At 67.9% G+C, this 15,082-nt stretch carries 12 protein-coding genes; 9 read left to right on the plus strand and 3 right to left on the minus strand.

Annotated elements, in window-relative coordinates:
- The first annotated feature begins 182 nt into the window (after positions 1-182).
- The 3 genes from IEQ11_RS06295 (at position 183) to IEQ11_RS06305 (ending at position 2,300) form a co-directional block, all read left to right on the plus strand.
- Entirely contained in the window at positions 183-614 is a 432-nt protein-coding gene (locus tag IEQ11_RS06295) for an OsmC family protein (protein WP_191822412.1), read from the plus strand.
- 168 nt (positions 615-782) lie between these two features.
- Positions 783-1,496: an alpha/beta hydrolase gene (locus IEQ11_RS06300; protein ID WP_191822413.1), complete on the plus strand. Its 714-nt coding sequence runs from the start codon at positions 783-785 to the stop codon at positions 1,494-1,496.
- Positions 1,497-1,598: 102 nt separating this feature from the next.
- Positions 1,599-2,300 (plus strand): glycine zipper 2TM domain-containing protein, encoded by a 702-nt coding sequence (locus tag IEQ11_RS06305; protein WP_036110339.1) that lies wholly within the window; start codon positions 1,599-1,601, stop codon positions 2,298-2,300.
- Positions 2,301-2,595: 295 nt separating this feature from the next.
- On the opposite strand, the gene IEQ11_RS06310 is transcribed toward IEQ11_RS06305, so the two are convergent.
- Complete coding sequence (locus IEQ11_RS06310) at positions 2,596-3,297, minus strand: Crp/Fnr family transcriptional regulator (RefSeq protein WP_036110463.1); 702 nt, start codon at positions 3,295-3,297, stop codon at positions 2,596-2,598.
- 150 nt (positions 3,298-3,447) lie between these two features.
- Here IEQ11_RS06310 and IEQ11_RS06315 point away from each other — a divergent pair, with 150 nt between their 5' ends.
- Positions 3,448-4,230 (plus strand): class II aldolase/adducin family protein, encoded by a 783-nt coding sequence (locus IEQ11_RS06315; protein WP_191822414.1) that lies wholly within the window; start codon positions 3,448-3,450, stop codon positions 4,228-4,230.
- A 90-nt stretch (positions 4,231-4,320) separates the two neighbouring features.
- Complete coding sequence (locus tag IEQ11_RS06320; protein WP_191822415.1) at positions 4,321-5,208, plus strand: bile acid:sodium symporter family protein; 888 nt, start codon at positions 4,321-4,323, stop codon at positions 5,206-5,208.
- A gap of 194 nt (positions 5,209-5,402) precedes the next feature.
- On the opposite strand, the gene IEQ11_RS06325 is transcribed toward IEQ11_RS06320, so the two are convergent.
- Entirely contained in the window at positions 5,403-6,284 is an 882-nt protein-coding gene (locus IEQ11_RS06325; RefSeq protein WP_036110330.1) for a PhzF family phenazine biosynthesis protein, read from the minus strand.
- A 407-nt stretch (positions 6,285-6,691) separates the two neighbouring features.
- On the opposite strand from IEQ11_RS06325, the gene IEQ11_RS06330 reads away from it, so the two are divergent.
- From IEQ11_RS06330 to IEQ11_RS06345, 4 genes are all read left to right on the plus strand, one after another.
- The gene (locus IEQ11_RS06330) at positions 6,692-9,289 is read left to right on the plus strand and encodes a bifunctional aspartate kinase/diaminopimelate decarboxylase (protein WP_247024737.1); all 2,598 of its coding nucleotides are present in this window, start codon (positions 6,692-6,694) and stop codon (positions 9,287-9,289) included.
- A 55-nt stretch (positions 9,290-9,344) separates the two neighbouring features.
- Complete coding sequence (locus tag IEQ11_RS06335) at positions 9,345-10,823, plus strand: MurL-like N-terminal domain-containing (protein ID WP_191822417.1); 1,479 nt, start codon at positions 9,345-9,347, stop codon at positions 10,821-10,823.
- The gene (murD, locus tag IEQ11_RS06340; protein ID WP_191822418.1) at positions 10,804-12,195 is read left to right on the plus strand and encodes a UDP-N-acetylmuramoyl-L-alanine--D-glutamate ligase; all 1,392 of its coding nucleotides are present in this window, start codon (positions 10,804-10,806) and stop codon (positions 12,193-12,195) included. Before IEQ11_RS06335 ends, murD begins: the two co-directional genes overlap by 20 nt.
- A gap of 168 nt (positions 12,196-12,363) precedes the next feature.
- Positions 12,364-13,164, plus strand: a complete 801-nt coding sequence (locus IEQ11_RS06345; RefSeq protein ID WP_191822419.1) for a dienelactone hydrolase family protein — start codon at positions 12,364-12,366, stop codon at positions 13,162-13,164.
- Positions 13,165-13,703: 539 nt separating this feature from the next.
- Here the strand turns inward: IEQ11_RS06345 and IEQ11_RS06350 are convergent.
- Complete coding sequence (locus IEQ11_RS06350; RefSeq protein ID WP_096413889.1) at positions 13,704-14,702, minus strand: polyprenyl synthetase family protein; 999 nt, start codon at positions 14,700-14,702, stop codon at positions 13,704-13,706.
- Positions 14,703-15,082 lie beyond the last annotated feature (380 nt).

A 15,082-nucleotide genomic window follows, 5' to 3' on the forward strand; every position in this document is an offset into this window, starting at 1 on the left:
CAGGAACGAGTTGAAAGGAGTGAGAAACGAGTAAGGCGGGCGAGAAATGAGTTGAGAGGAGTGAGAAACGAGTAGCGCAAACGCCCCTGCTCCTACTCACTCCTCACTCCTCTCAACTCGTTCCTGGCTCTTAACGTCTGGCCCGCTACCCTGTGCGCTCCTCATCGCACCGGAGCCACACCATGGGTATCTCGCGTCACGCCACCGCACACTGGGAAGGCGATCTCAAGAGCGGGCAGGGCAAGCTGAGCACGCCGCAGAGCGGTCTGCTCGACAACACCCGTTACGGCTTCAACAGCCGCTTCGGCGATGAGAAGGGCACCAACCCCGAAGAACTCATCGCCGCGGCCCACGCCGGCTGTTTCACCATGGCCTTGTCGGCCAAGCTCAGCGAAGCCGGGCATCCGCCGGCCAAGCTCGATACCCGCGCCGAGGTCGACCTGTCGATGGAAGGCGGTCCGACCCTGTCGCAGATCCGGCTCAAGGTGACCGCCGACGTGCCCGGGATCGATGCGGCCAAGTTCCAGGCGATCGCCGAGGATGCCAAGGCCAATTGCCCGGTGTCCAAGGCGCTCAGCGCGGTGCCGATCAGCCTGGAGGCCAAGTTGGCGTGACCGGGTCGGGGGCGCGGTTCCGGCCTTCGTGATGGTTGCGTTCGACCGTTTGATCACGCGGTCGCGGCTTGCGCCGCTCCTACAGGCAGGCCATGTCGGTTGCGACTCGCCCGTGTAGGAGCGGCGCGAGCCGCGACCGCGCCACTCCACTCACGACGAACCCCCGCCTTGCACGATCTGCCCACCCATTCGCGCGGCAACGCTCCGCTCCGCCACGCCCTGCTGATCCACGGCGCCGGCGCGGGCGGCTGGGAATGGAACCTGTGGCGCGAGGTCCTGCACGCGCGGGGCTTCGTCACCGTCGCGCCGGACCTGCAACCCGCGGCCGGCGGTCTGGCGGCGACCTCGCTGGACGACTATCGCGATCAGGTCCATGCCGCGCTGGCCGGGTTGCCGCGCCCGTGCGCGCTGATCGGCGCCAGCCTCGGCGGCCTGCTGGCGATGCTGTGCGCGGACCAAGCCGACGCGCTGGTGCTGATCAACCCCTTGCCGCCGGCGCCGTGGGCGGCGCAACTGCCGTCGCGCGGATGGCCCGATCTCGTGCCGTGGCGACGCGACGCGCGCCTGGCCTCGACCCGGCGCGCCATGCCCGACGCCGACGAGGCCGCGGCCCTGTACGCGCTGCGCCGCTGGCGCGACGAATCCGGCCGGGTCCTGCGCCAGGCCTACGCCGGCGTCGAGACGCCCGCGCCGGCCGGCCCGGTGCTGTGCATCGCGTCCGAGCGTGACCAGGATGTCGCCGCGCGAACCACCGCACAGTTCGCTCACGCGCTCGGTGCGACCTTGTGGCGGTACCCGCACAGCAGTCACGTCGGTCCGCTGCTCGGCCGCGACGCCGCCGGCACTGCCGTGGCCGTCGCCGACTGGCTGTCGGCGAGGTAAACGCCGCGCGCCCGTGCGGGCCCGGGCCGGCCGCATTCAGCCCGGGTTGACCGCCGCGGCCCGACGATCCGCATCGCGCCATCCCGGCGTCTGGAGTCCATGATGAATCGCTCGCTCGTCACCGTCCTGGGCCTGGCGCTGACCGCCGCCACCGGCATCGCTTCGGCGCAGTCGTCCTACGGCTATCCGCAGAGCAACTACCCGCAAAGCACCTATCAGCAGAACACCGGCAACGCCGGCTACAGCTCGCAGATCGATTTCGCGCGGGTGATCCGGGTCGATCCGGTGTTCGATCAATATCGTACCCAGCCGGCCAGCACCGGCCCGCGCTGCTATGAGCGTCCGGCCTATGTGCAGGGCGACACCTATTACGGCGACGACAACCGCAACGGCGATTCCTACTACGACCCCAACGGCGGCGAGCGCCGCAGCACCGGCACCGAAGGCGGTCGCATGGCCGCGACCGTGGTCGGCGGCATCGTCGGCGCGGTGCTCGGCAGCAAGGTCGGCGGCGGCAGCGCGCGCTACGCGACCTCGGCGATCGGTTCGATGGTCGGCGGCATGGCCGGCAAGAGCATCTACGAACAGAACAAGCGCAGCCAGCAGCCGCCGCGCAGCGGCATGGTGCGGGTCTGCGATCCGGTCCAGGACAACGGCAACTATTACCCGACCGGCAACAACGGCGAGCGTTCGGTCAGCGGTTACGACGTGACGTACGAATACGCCGGCAAGACCTATCGCACCCGCACCGATCACCACCCCGGCGATCGCATCCGCGTGCGTGTGGATGTGCGGCCGGATTGAAGGATTCGGTCGGGGCGCGGGCCGCAAGTCGCTTCATGGGTAGAACGCAGACACCAAGCTCGGTTGATCGGGTTGGTGTCTGCGTCGTTGTTGCTGGCGAGCTGGCTGTGATGTCGCGGTCGCGGCTTGCGCCGCTCCTACAGGGGGCGGCCATAGTTTCGTTTCTCACTGTAGGAGCGGCGCGAGCCGCGACCGCGCCACCGCGCTTGCGTCGTGACCGTGAGGGCGTCGTAGCCGCTTGAGGTCGCGGTGCGTCTGCCTCGCTTGCGCGCGCCGCATCCAATGACGCGACGGATCAGGGCTCGGGCAAACCTGAGGCGCGCGCGACCATCCGCGCCAGCGCCGCCTCGTCGCGCAACACCACGTGGCGATAGCGCAGGCCGATCCAGCCCTGCTGTTCCCAGGCCTTGAGCTCCTTGCTCACGCTTTGCCGGGTCGCGCCCAGCATGCTCGCCAGATCGTCCTGCGGCAGCGCCAGATCGATCAAGCGGCCGTCGGCTTCGTCGACGCCGTAGACCTGCGCCAGTTGCAGCAGGCGCTTGCCCAGCCGCGCCGCCAGCGGCAGGGTCAGCGCATCCTCGACGTAATCGAGCACCGTGCGCAGCTTGCGGCACAGCAGGCGGGTGAAGCCGCGATACAACTCGGGGTGTTCGTCGAGCAGAGCGAGAAAACGCAGGCGCGGCAGCAGCAGGATTTCGCTGTCGCCGATCGCGTGCGCATCCTGCGGACGCGGTTCGCCGTCGAACATCGACACCTCGCCGAACCAGCTGCCCGGCTCGAACAGCACGAACAACACCTCGCGCCCGTTCGGGGTCGGCACGCTCAGGCGGATGCGGCCGCGGACCACGCCGTACAGGCCCTCGGCGGCGTCGCCGCGCGCGTACAGCCGCTCGCCGTCGCGCAGGCGCCGGCGCAGCGACATCGCCTGCAGGTGCGCGACCAGTTCCGGCGACAGATCGCGCAGCCACGGATCGGCGCTCAGCGCGGGGTCGGTCATGTCGGCGTGGCGAGCGGGCGCGGGATGATCCTGCATGGCGGGCCTGTGCGGAGGGTTCGACGGCTGCGAAGGATTCGACTGTCGGCAAGCCGACGGTCGGCGCCGGAGCGCGGGGCTATTGTGCCCGTTGGACCGCGATGGGGAACGATCATGCAGACGAGCAGTCACGACGGCGATGCGCAGGCAACCACGGCCGAGGCCGAATGGGCGTTGCGGGTCGATCTGGCCGCGGCCTACCGGCTGGTCGCGCTGTTCGGCTGGGACGATCTCGTGTTCACCCATCTGACCGCGCGCATTCCCGGCCCCGAGCACCGTTTTCTGATCAACCGCTACGGCATGGGCTTCGACGAAATCACCGCCTCCTCGCTGGTCAAGATCGGCCTCGACGGGCTGCCGGTGGACGAGGCGCTCAGCGATCAGCCGATCCCGGTCAACCCGGCCGGCTTCGTCATCCACAGCGCGGTGCATGCCGCGCGCGACGACGCCTTGTGCGTGATGCACACCCATTCGCTCAACGGCATCGCGGTGTCGGCGCAGCGCGACGGGGTACTGCCGATCTCGCAGCAATCGCTGTTCGTGCTGGCCGCGCTGGGCTATCACGACTACGAAGGCGTGGCGCTCAACGACGAGGAAAGGCCGCGGTTGGTGCGCGATCTGGGACGCAATACCTTCCTGATGCTGCGCAACCATGGCCTGCTGACGGTCGGCGCGAGCGTCGCCGATGCGTTCCTGGCGATGTACATCTTCGAGGCCGCATGCGCGATCCAGGTGCGGGCGATGGCCGGCGGGGGCGACTTGTTGCGTATTCCCGCGCCGATTCTCGCCGGCATCCAGGCTCAGGCCGCGCAGGTCACGCGCGGGCTCGGCGGCGCCCTGGCGTGGCCGTCGCTGCTGCGGCGATTGCAGCGGCACAATCCGGGCTACGATCGCTGAGTCAGCTTCGCGCGGTGGCCGCTTCGCGCATCCGTGTTCCCGCCGCCGGCGTCGCGCCGGCTCGTACACCCCGTGGTCGGGAGATCCTTCGTGCAGGACAGCCTGTTGCTCAAGATCGGTCTGCCGATCGCCATCGCCATCATCATGTGCGGCATCGGCCTGACCCTCAGCGGCGCGGATTTCCGTCGCATCGGCCAGCATCCCAAGCCGGTCGTGGTCGGCCTGATCGGCCATTATCTGTTGCTGCCGTTGCTCGGCTTCGCGGTGGCGTGGCTGTTTCCCGACTCGCTGGAATTCGCGGTCGGGTTCGTGCTGGTCGCGGCCTGTCCGAGCGGCAGCAGCTCCAACGCGCTGACCTTTCTCGCCCGCGGCAATGTCGCATTGGCGGTGACCTTGACGGTGATCAGCGCGCTGGTGACATTCATCAGCGTGCCGTTGCTGGTCAATCTGGCGTTGGACTGGTTCGGCGGCGAAACCCGCCATATCCGTTTACCGGTGGGCCAGACGGTGATGCACCTGGCCGCGCTGGTGCTGGTGCCGGTGTTGCTCGGCATGGGCTTGCGGCGTTTCGCACCAGCGTTGGCCCAGCGCATCGAGCCGTGGGTCAGCCGTTTCGCCTTGTTGCTGCTATTGTTGCTGATCGTCGCGATCAGCGTCACTCAGCACGATCTGCTGCTGCGTACTTTCCCCGAACTGGGCCCGGCGGCGTTGCTGATGTGCAGCGCGGCGATCGGCGGTGGCTTCGCGCTGGCGCGGGTCAGCGGCCTGGACTTGCGCGATTCGATCACGGTCGGGATGGAGGTCGGCGTGCAGAACAGCACGCTGGCGATCGTGATCGCGCTGACCTTGTTGAACTCGCCGCAGGTCGCGGTGCCGGCGGCGATGTATGGCTTGCTGATGTATGTGCCGGCGTTCGCGGTGGTGATGCTGGGGCGGCGGGCGGTGGCGCGGGAGCAGGCGCGCGCGGCGGGCGTTTGAAGGTTGTTACAAGGGCTCGTGGCCCTGATGCGGGTGGTACTTGCTTGCGCGTGCCCTCATCCGGCCCTTCGGGCCACCTTCTCCCGCAAGCGGGAGAAGGGTTTTTCGCAGCTTGCTCATGATCGTGACAAATCCCTCTTTAAAAGCCCCTCTCCCGCTTGCGGGAGAGGGGTTGGGGTGAGGGCCACGCAGCCTCAACGCCAATCGATCGATCCACGCACCACATTGCTGACCCGCCCACCCGACCAGACCTCCCCATCGCCATCCACGCGCAACTCCAGCCGCGCGTCGAAGCCGACTTCGCGGCCCTGGCTGACGGTATAACGCCCGTCGCGGCCCGGCAGGGCGCCGTTGTGGTTGAGCCATGCGGCCAGGGTGGCGTTGGCCGCGCCGGAGGCGGCGTCCTCGAACTGCGCCGGGGCGCCGACGAAGGCGCGCACGACCAGGTCGTAGTCCTGCCCGGCATCGGCGCGCGCGAACGCGCACAGGCCCATGCTCTCGGTGCTTTCGGCCAGCGCGCCGATCGCGGCCCAGTCCGGGCTGGCGGCGCGCAGCGCGGCTTCGTCGCGCAGTTCGGCCAGCCACCAGCGGCGGCCGCCGTCCATCAGCGCCGGCGGCAACGCGCCCAAGGGCAGATTGCGCAAAGTGTCGGCCAGACGCGGGTCGGCGGCGCTGGCGGTCTCGACCACCCGCGCGCGCGGCGTGCGCACCGCGATCGTGCGCGACTCGCCTTCGCCGCTCACCGACAACGGCAGCAGCCCGGCGACGCCCTCCTGCACCAGCACGCCGTCGACCGGCGTCGCCAGCCCGGCCTCGAGCACCACGCAGGCGGTGCCGACGCTGGGATGGCCGGCGAACGGCACCTCGCGGCGCGGGCTGAACATGCGGATGCGGTAACTCGCGCCGGGCTGGCTCGGCGGAAACACGAAGGTGGTTTCGGGCAGGCGGGTCCAGCGGGCGATGGCCTGCATGGCGGCGTCGTCGAGACCGTCGGCGTCGAGGACCACGGCCAGCGGATTGCCGGCGCCGGGCCGGTCGGCGAACACGTCCAGTTGCAGATAGCGGCGTTGCGTCATTCGGGTGGGCTTCCGAGGAGCCCGTGCAGGTGGCGGTACAAGGGCGGGGCCATGAGAGAGGAAAGAGTGGGGAAGCAATGAGAAACATCAGATAGAGCGGAGAAAACAGTCGGCCCGGCACCCCGCCGAAGCGGACCGCCGAAACCATCGGCCGGGCAACCCGCCGAAGCAAGCCCCCGAAACCAGCGGCCCGGCCCCTTCGTTCGGGAACCGGCCGCTTCGACTAGAATCGTCGCCTCATGCCCGGACTCCCGGGCGCGCGCGATGGCAAGCACGCGATTCTAGGCGCGCAGGACCGGCAAGTGTGCAAACCCGCGGCCCCGCATCGATGCGGCGCGGCGGGCCGATCGACCTGTCCCGGCCTTCGCCGGGGCTTGAAACCCGTAACGACAACCGAGGAAGACGTGGTGGCGCAAGCGACAGGCTGGGTGGTGCTCAAGTTCGGTGGTACTTCGGTATCCCGCCGCAACCGTTGGGACACGATCGGACGCCTGGCTTCGAAACGCCTGAAAGACGACGGCCGGCGCGTGCTGGTGGTGGTCTCGGCGTTGTCGGGCGTGACCAACGAGCTGCAGGCGATCGCGTATGCCGCGCCCGGCCAGGACGACGGCATCGCCGCGCGTTTCGCCGGTCTGGTCGAGCGTCACCGCACCTTCTGCGCTGAACTCGATCTCGACCCGGACGCGGTGCTCGGCGAACGCCTGGCGAAACTGGTTGCGTTGGAAACCGATCCGCGCGCGGCGAGCCGCGCATTGGACTGGCAGGCCGAGGTGCTGGGGCAGGGCGAACTGCTGTCGTCCACCTTGGGCGCGGCCTACCTGCGCTCGCAGGGGCTCGACTTCGGGTGGTGCGATGCGCGCGACTGGCTCGACGCGGTGTCGTTGCCGAACGCGAGCGAGTGGGCGCAGCGCCTGTCGGTGAATTGCCGGCACCAGGCCGAAGCGGGTTTCGCCGAACGCTTCGACGCGCAGCCGACCGCGATGCTGATCACCCAGGGCTTCATCGCCCGCCACGGCGACGGCGGCACCGCGATTCTCGGCCGCGGCGGTTCCGACACCTCGGCCGCGTACTTCGGCGCGTTGCTGAAGGCGCAGCGGGTCGAAATCTGGACCGACGTGCCCGGCATGTTCAGCGCCAATCCGCGCGAAGTGCCCGATGCGCGCCTGCTGGCGCGACTGGATTACGCCGAGGCCCAGGAAATCGCCACCACCGGCGCCAAGGTCCTGCATCCGCGTTCGATCGCGCCGTGCCGCGACGCCGGCGTGCCGATGGCGATCCTCGACACCGAACGCTTCGATCTGCCCGGCACCCGCATCGACGCCAGCGCGGCGACCGTGCCCGGGGTCAAGGCGATCAGCCGGCGCAACGGCATCGTGCTGGTGTCGATGGAAAGCATCGGCATGTGGCAGCAGGTCGGCTTCCTGGCCGACGTGTTCGAGCGGTTCAAGCGGCATGGCTTGTCGATCGACTTGATCGGTTCGTCGGAAACCAACGTGACGGTCTCGCTGGATCCGAGCGAGAACCTGGTCAACAGCAACGTGCTCGAAGCGCTGTCGGCCGATCTGGCCGAGGTGTGCCGGGTCAAGGTGATCGCGCCGTGCGCGGCGATCACCCTGGTCGGCCGCGGCATGCGTTCGCTGCTGCATCGATTGTCCGACATCTGGGCCGCGTTCGGTCGCGAGCGCGTGCATCTGATTTCGCAGTCGTCCAACGACCTCAACCTGACCTTCGTGATCGACGAGGCCGACGCCGACGGCCTGTTGCCGCATCTGCACCACGAACTGATCCGCGGCGGCGCCATGCCGGTGCGCGACGACAGCGTGTTCGGCCCGAGCTGGCGCGAGATCGCGCACGGCAAGCCGCAACGCGCGCCGGCGTGGTGGCAGGGCCGGCGCGAACGCCTGCTGGCGATGGCCGATGCCGGCACCCCGCGCTACGTCTACGACCTGGCGACCGTGCGCGAACGCGCGCGCTCGCTGATCGGCACCGACGCGGTCGATCGCTGCTTCTACGCGATGAAGGCCAATTCGCACCCGGCCGTGCTCAAGACCATCGTCGGCGAAGGTTTCGGCCTGGAATGCGTGTCGCTGGCCGAGATCGAGCGGGTATTCGCCGCGATCCCGCACATGGCGCCCGAGCGGGTCTTGTTCACCCCGAGCTTCGCGCCGCGGCGCGAATACGAAGCCGCGTTCAAGCGCGGTGTGATCGTCACCCTCGACAACATCGAAGCGCTGCAGCGCTGGCCCGAATTGTTCCGCGGCCGCACGTTGTGGCTGCGCCTGGACCTGGGCCACGGCGAAGGCCACCACGAGAAAGTCCGCACTGGCGGCGTCGCGGCCAAGTTCGGCCTGCCGTTGTCGCGTTTCGACGCTTTCATCGAGCAGGCGCGCAAGCTCGATGTCCGCATCAGCGGCCTGCACGCGCACCTGGGCAGCGGCATCGACGATCCGCAGCACTGGCGCGGCGTCTACGCCAGCCTGGCCGGGTTGGCCGACAGCGTCGGTACGGTCGAGACCATCGACATCGGCGGCGGCTTGCCGATCGCCTATACGCCCGAAGCGCCGGCGTTCGATCTGGCGCAGTGGCGCGCCGGCCTGGATGAAATCAAGGCCGCGTACCCGCGTTATGGGCTGATCATCGAACCCGGCCGTTACCTGGTGGCCGAAAGCGGCGTGCTGCTGCTCGCGGTGACCCAGGTGATCGAAAAGGACGGCGTGCGCCGGATCGGTTGCGATGCCGGCATGAACGCGCTGATGCGTCCGGCGATGTACGAGGCCTACCACGGCATCCACAACCTGAGCCGCTTCGACGACAGCGCGGTCGCCGCGTTCGACGTGGTCGGCCCGGTGTGCGAGAGCAGCGACGTGCTCGGCCGCGGCCGGCCGATGCCGATCGCGACCGAGGAGGGCGACGTCATCCTGGTCGCCGACACCGGCGCCTACGGCATGGCCATGGCCAATACCTACAACCTGCGCGCGCTGCCGGCCGAGGAGGTGATCGAATGACATCGACCTTCCGCAAACCCCGCGCGCGACTTGCTCTGATTTCGGGAAAACGCTTGTGAGTGCCCAATTCCAACGCGACGCGGTTCGCGCCTTCCGTTTCGTCCGCTACCATCTCGACGCCGCCACCGGTATCGCCGAACTGGTGTATGCCTTCGACGACGGCCCGGAGCTGATCGAAACCATCACCATTCCGGGCGCGCCGTTCGTCCTGGACGGCGCGCGCGAGCAAGCGGTGCGGCAGGCGCTGCGTCTGCTGCATCTGATCGCCGGCGTGAGCTATTACAAGGCGGCGGTGCCGGAGGAGATCCGCATCGACTCGTATGCGATCGATGCCGATGCGGCGGCGTTGCTGGAGCTGATCTATGTCAACGGGCTGGGCGAATTCGCGTATCGCAATGGCTTGAATCTGCATGGGAAGATCAAGTTTCCGGTGGGGCCCTCACCCCAGCCCTCTCCCGCAGGCGGGAGAGGGAGTAACGGCGTCGATGCGTCTGCCCTCGATGGTCCGTCCAGCACCGCTGCTCTTGATGGTCTCTCTCTCCCGCTTGCGGGAGAGGGCCGGGGTGAGGGCTACGCGCCCGCGCTGCGCCTGCGCGAACACGCTCTGGTCGCGATCGGCGGCGGCAAGGACTCGCTGGTCAGCATCGAAGCCCTGCGCGCGCTCGGCATCGAACAGACGGTCACCTGGATCGGCGGTTCGCAGTTGATCGCGGCCTGCGCCGCGCGCACCGAGCTGCCGACCCTCAACCTCGGCCGCGCGCTCGCGCCGCAGCTGTTCGAACTCAATCGCCAGGGCGCCTACAACGGGCATATCCCGGTCACCGTGGTGAACTCGGCGATCATGGTGCTGGCGGCGCTGCTGCACGGCGTCGATCAGGTCGTGTTCTCCAACGAACGCTCGGCCAGCTACGGCAGCCTGATCGAAGGCACCGGCGAGGTGAATCACCAGTGGTCGAAGGGCTGGGCCTGCGAGCAGGCGTTCGGCGATTACGTGCAGCGGCATGTCGCGGCCGATCTGCATTACTACTCGCTGCTGCGTCCGCTCAGCGAATTGGCGGTGGCGCGGCAGTTCGCCCGCACCGATCGTTACGACGCGCATTTCAGCAGCTGCAATCGCAATTTCCATATCCTGGGCGAGCGGCCGGCGAGTCGCTGGTGCGGGGTGTGTCCCAAGTGTCACTTCGTGTTCCTGGCGCTGGCGCCGTTCATGACCAAGCCTCGCTTGGTCGGCATCTTCGGCCGCAACCTGCTCGACGATCCGGGCCAGACCGAGGGCTACGACGCGCTGCTCGAATACCGCAACCACAAGCCGTTCGAATGCGTCGGCGAAGGCCGCGAGTCGCGCGCGGCGATGGCCGCGCTGAGCGAGCGTCCGGAATGGCGCGAAGACGCCCTGGTCGAACGTTTCGCGCGCGAGATCCGTCCGCAATTGGGCGACGACGATCTGCGCATCGAGCCGTTGCTGACGCTGGACGACGAACAGCGTCTGCCGCCGCGGCTGTGGGAGCGGTTGCGTGCGTATTTCGCAGCTTGACGGTCGCGCGGTCGCGCTGTGGGGCTGGGGCCGCGAAGGTCGCGCGGCCTATCACGCGATCCGTTCGCGCCTGCCCGAACTCGCGCTGACCCTGTTTTGCTCGCACGAGGAAGCCGCCGATGCGCGCGCGCTCGGCGACGTACGTTTGGCGATCGAAACCGCGGCTACCGCCGAGCGGTTGGGCGCATTCGAAATCATCGTGAAGTCGCCGGGCATCAGTCCGTATCGCGCCGAAGCCTTGGCGGCGGTGGAGCAGGGCGCGCGTTTTCTCGGCGGTACCGCGTTGTGGTTCGGCGAACACGGCGATGCGCGCACGGTCTGCGTGACCGGCACCAAGGGCAAGAGCACCACGACCTCGCTGCTGGCGCATCTGCTGCGCGCCGGCGGTCATCGCACCGCGCTGGCCGGCAACATCGGGTTGCCCTTGCTGGAAGTGCTCGATCCGCCGCGGCCGCCGGAGTTCTGGGCGATCGAGTTGTCGAGTTACCAGACCGGCGATGTCGGCGCGAGCGGCGCGCGGCCCGAGGTCGCGGTCGCGCTGAACCTCTATCCCGAACATCTCGACTGGCACGGCTCGCAGGCGCGTTATGTCGAGGACAAGCTGCGTCTGTTGACCGAAGGCAAGCCGCGCATCGCGGTGCTCAACGCCAACGATGCGGTGCTCGCGGGCTTGAAGTTGCCCGACAGCGAGATCCATTGGTTCGGCCACGCGGCCGGTTGGCATCTGCGCGGCGACGCGCTGTGGCGCGGCGATCGCGAGATCATGGACACCGCGTCCCTGCCGCTGCCCGGACGCCATAATCGCGGCAATCTGTGCGCGGTGTTGACCGCGATCGAAGCGCTCGGCATCGACGCGGCCCCGCTGGCGCCGCATGCGGCGAGTTTCAAGCCGTTGCCGAACCGGCTGCAGCCGCTCGGCACGCGCGACGGCATTGCTTACGTCAACGATTCGATCAGCACCACGCCGCATGCGAGTCTGGCGGCGCTGGATTGCTATTCGGATCGCCGCATCGCGCTGTTGGTCGGCGGCCACGATCGCGGCATCGACTGGCAGGCCTTCGCCGATGCGATGCGTCGGCGCGCGCCGGTCGCGATCGTGACCATGGGCGAGAACGGCCCGCGCATCCACGCGCTGCTGGCGCCGATCGCGGCGCAGTCGGATTTCCGTCTGAGCGCGGCCAAGGACCTCGCCGAGGCGATGGCGCAGGCGCGCGCGGCCCTGGGCGAGGCCGGAGGCACGGTGCTGTTGTCGCCGGGCGCGCCGAGTTTCGGCCCGTATCGCGACTATGTCGCGCGCGGCCGCCATTTCGCCGAACTGGCCGGCTTCGATCCCGACGCGATCGTGGCCATCGACGGCCTGGGTATCGCCTGACGCTTCGTTGCGCGCGCAGCCGCTGAAACGCAGGCGATGCCGCGTTTCGCGGCCCGCGGCGGGCCTTGTCGACTGATCGCGGCTGGTGTCGACAGGTCCGCGCCTGCCCACGCATCCGTCACCCGAACGCGCTAGGCTGGCCGCCATCGTCCACACCGGAGTCCGACCATGCGCCGTCTCGCCGCTGCCCTGTCGCTAGTGTTGTGTACCTCGCCCGCGTTCGCGGCGATGCAGACCAAACCGGTCGAATGGAAGATCGGCGAAGACACCTTCAGCGGCGTGCTGGTGTTCGACGACGTCAACGCGATCAAGCGGCCGGGCCTGGTGATGGTGCCGAACTGGATGGGCGTCACCGACAACGCGATCCAGCATGCCAAGGACATCGCCGGCGACAGTTACGTCGTGCTGGTCGCCGACGTCTACGGCAAGAACGTGCGGCCCAAGAACAAGGACGAAGCCAAGGCGGCGGTCGGCAAGGCTTACGCCGACGGCGGCGCGACCTTGCGCAAGCGCGTGAGCGAAGCGGTCGCGGTGTTGAAGGCGCAGGACAAGACCGCGCCGTTGAATGCGGCGAAGATCGGCGCGCTGGGTTTCTGCTTCGGCGGCTCGACGGTGCTGGAACTGGCGCGCACCGGCGCCAACCTGGCCGGCGTGGTGAGCTTCCATGGCGGGCTCAAGTCGCATTTGCCGAGCAACGGGGTCAAGGTCAACACTTCGGTGCTGGTGCTCAACGGCGCCGCCGACAAATCGGTGCCGAACGAGGACATCGTCGCGTTCGAGAAGGAAATGGACGAGGCCGGCGCGGACTGGCAACTGGTCAACTACAGCGGCGCGCGGCATTGCTTCGCCGAGATCGAGAACGCCAACAATCCGCCGCAGGACAATTGCCGGTACGACGAGCGTGCGTCGAAGCGGTCGTTCGCGGCGATGCGGGGATTTTTTGCGGAGCGGTTTGGGAAGAAGGATTGATCGGCCCGGATTGCGGGTCTTCGAGGTCGTAATTTCCGCGAACGCGGGAATTACGGCTGCGTTCGCATTGAGGTCGAGCGTTGAAGTTCGACGGTCGAGGTTGATGGTTGAAAGCGCGAGTTTTTACCGGCGCTCAAACGAGATTTTAGGCTGACCAATTTGATCTTTGATCGCGAATCTACAAGATCGTCATTCCCGCGAACGCGGGAATCCAGTGACTTTCGCGCGAGGAACCTCAAGAACATCATCCCCGCGGAGGCGGGGATCCAGGGCTTCTCGTGCGAGAACGTTTGAAGTCACTGGATTCCCGCGTTCGCGGGAATGACGGGTAGGGGGTATCGCGGGAATCGGTTGTATTGGCCGCTGTTCAAGAATCAAGACAACCGCAGCCTTGCACGTCGGCAACCGTTTCAATAAACGGGGCGACTCACGAGCCGCAAGTCGATCACCGCACCACCCACCACAAGCAAAAACGGCGGCCCCAAGGCCGCCGTCGCAAACACACGATCGAAACAAGCGCGCCGCAGCGCGCCCAACCCTCAGTGATCCCGACTCACCGCATACCGCGCCAAGCCGCGCAGCGCGGCGGTGTAATCGTTGTCTTCCAGCCCTTCCAGCGCCGCGTCCGCCGCGTCGGCGTAGTCCTCGGCGCGCTTGCGGCTGTAATCCAGGCCGCCGGTGGCGCGGATCGCGGCGAGCACCTCGGGCATGGCGTCGGTGTCGCCGTGCTCGACCGCGGCGCGCAGGCGCGCGCGGGTGGCGTCGTCGCTGTGGGCGATGGCGTGGATCAGGGGCAGGGTGGCCTTGCCTTCGGCGAGGTCGTCGCCGAGGTTCTTGCCCAGGGTCTGCGCGTCGGAGGCGTAGTCGAGCACGTCGTCGGCGATCTGGAACGCATAGCCCAGGGCCATGCCGTAGTCGTGCAGGCGCTGTTGCACGCGCGCGTCGGCGCCGGCCAGCACCGCGCCCAGGCGGGTCGCGGCGGCGAACAGCACCGCGGTCTTGCGCTCGATCACGCGCAGGTAGGCGGCCTCGTCGGTGTCGGGGTTGCGCACGTGCAGCAGCTGCAACACCTCGCCCTCGGCGATGGCGTTGGTGGTGTCGGCGAGGATCTTCATCACTTCCAGGCGATCGAGTTCGACCATCAACTGGAAGCTGCGCGAGTACAGGAAGTCGCCGACCAGCACGCTGGCGGCGTTGCCCCAGACCGCGTTGGCAGTCTTGCGGCCGCGGCGCAGGTCGGATTCGTCGACCACGTCGTCGTGCAGCAAGGTCGCGGTGTGGATGAACTCGACCACCGCGGCGAGCTGGTGCGCGTCCGGCCCGCGGTGGTTCAGGGCCCCGGCCGCCAACAGCAGCAGCATCGGCCGCAGCCGCTTGCCGCCGGCGCCGACGATGTACTCGGCCACCTGGTTGATCAGCACCACGTCCGAGGCCAGCCGGCGCCGGATCAGGGCGTCGACGGCCGTCATGTCGTTGTGGGCCAGGGCCTGGATGCTCGCCAGATCGGGGACGGACAGGGACGTAGCGCTGGAGGACATGAGGCGGCCGGGTCGTGGGGACAGGAATTATAGGGCTTGTGTGGTTTGTGTCTCAGTCCGCACACGGGCGGCCGCGAACGAGACCTGGCGCGCGCTTCTTACTGAAGCAGCTGAATTCGGAACGTCGTCGAATAACTCATAATTTGCAGCCTTTTTCAGCCTAAATGAGAGGCTCATCGCGCTGTATTTTCACGCTTTATCTGCGCTAGCAGCGCTAGTGTCTGACATCGAAAGTGGAAATAAGTTTGCCATCGGGACTGGGTTGATGTGCCGCATCGCCGGGAAGCTCCAGCGGTCGGCGCCGAGTCGACAAACTGCCAAGAATTGTCAGTTTGGTGACCCCCAGGGGCAGGTTATTGCAGGCGGAATCTCGTTTTTGA

This window comes from Lysobacter capsici (assembly GCF_014779555.2).
Lineage (GTDB): Bacteria > Pseudomonadota > Gammaproteobacteria > Xanthomonadales > Xanthomonadaceae > Lysobacter > Lysobacter capsici.

What these genes read in the sequence shown, in the direction of transcription:
- IEQ11_RS06295 (WP_191822412.1), top strand. Translation starts at nt 183, where the DNA reads ATGGGTATCTCGCGTCACGCCACCGCACACTGGGAAGGCGATCTCAAG.
- IEQ11_RS06305 (WP_036110339.1), top strand. Translation starts at nt 1,599, where the DNA reads ATGAATCGCTCGCTCGTCACCGTCCTGGGCCTGGCGCTGACCGCCGCC.
- IEQ11_RS06310 (WP_036110463.1), bottom strand. Translation starts at nt 3,297, where the DNA reads ATGACCGACCCCGCGCTGAGCGCCGATCCGTGGCTGCGCGATCTGTCG.
- IEQ11_RS06315 (WP_191822414.1), top strand. Translation starts at nt 3,448, where the DNA reads ATGCAGACGAGCAGTCACGACGGCGATGCGCAGGCAACCACGGCCGAG.
- IEQ11_RS06325 (WP_036110330.1), bottom strand. Translation starts at nt 6,284, where the DNA reads ATGACGCAACGCCGCTATCTGCAACTGGACGTGTTCGCCGACCGGCCC.
- IEQ11_RS06345 (WP_191822419.1), top strand. Translation starts at nt 12,364, where the DNA reads ATGCGCCGTCTCGCCGCTGCCCTGTCGCTAGTGTTGTGTACCTCGCCC.
- IEQ11_RS06350 (WP_096413889.1), bottom strand. Translation starts at nt 14,702, where the DNA reads ATGTCCTCCAGCGCTACGTCCCTGTCCGTCCCCGATCTGGCGAGCATC.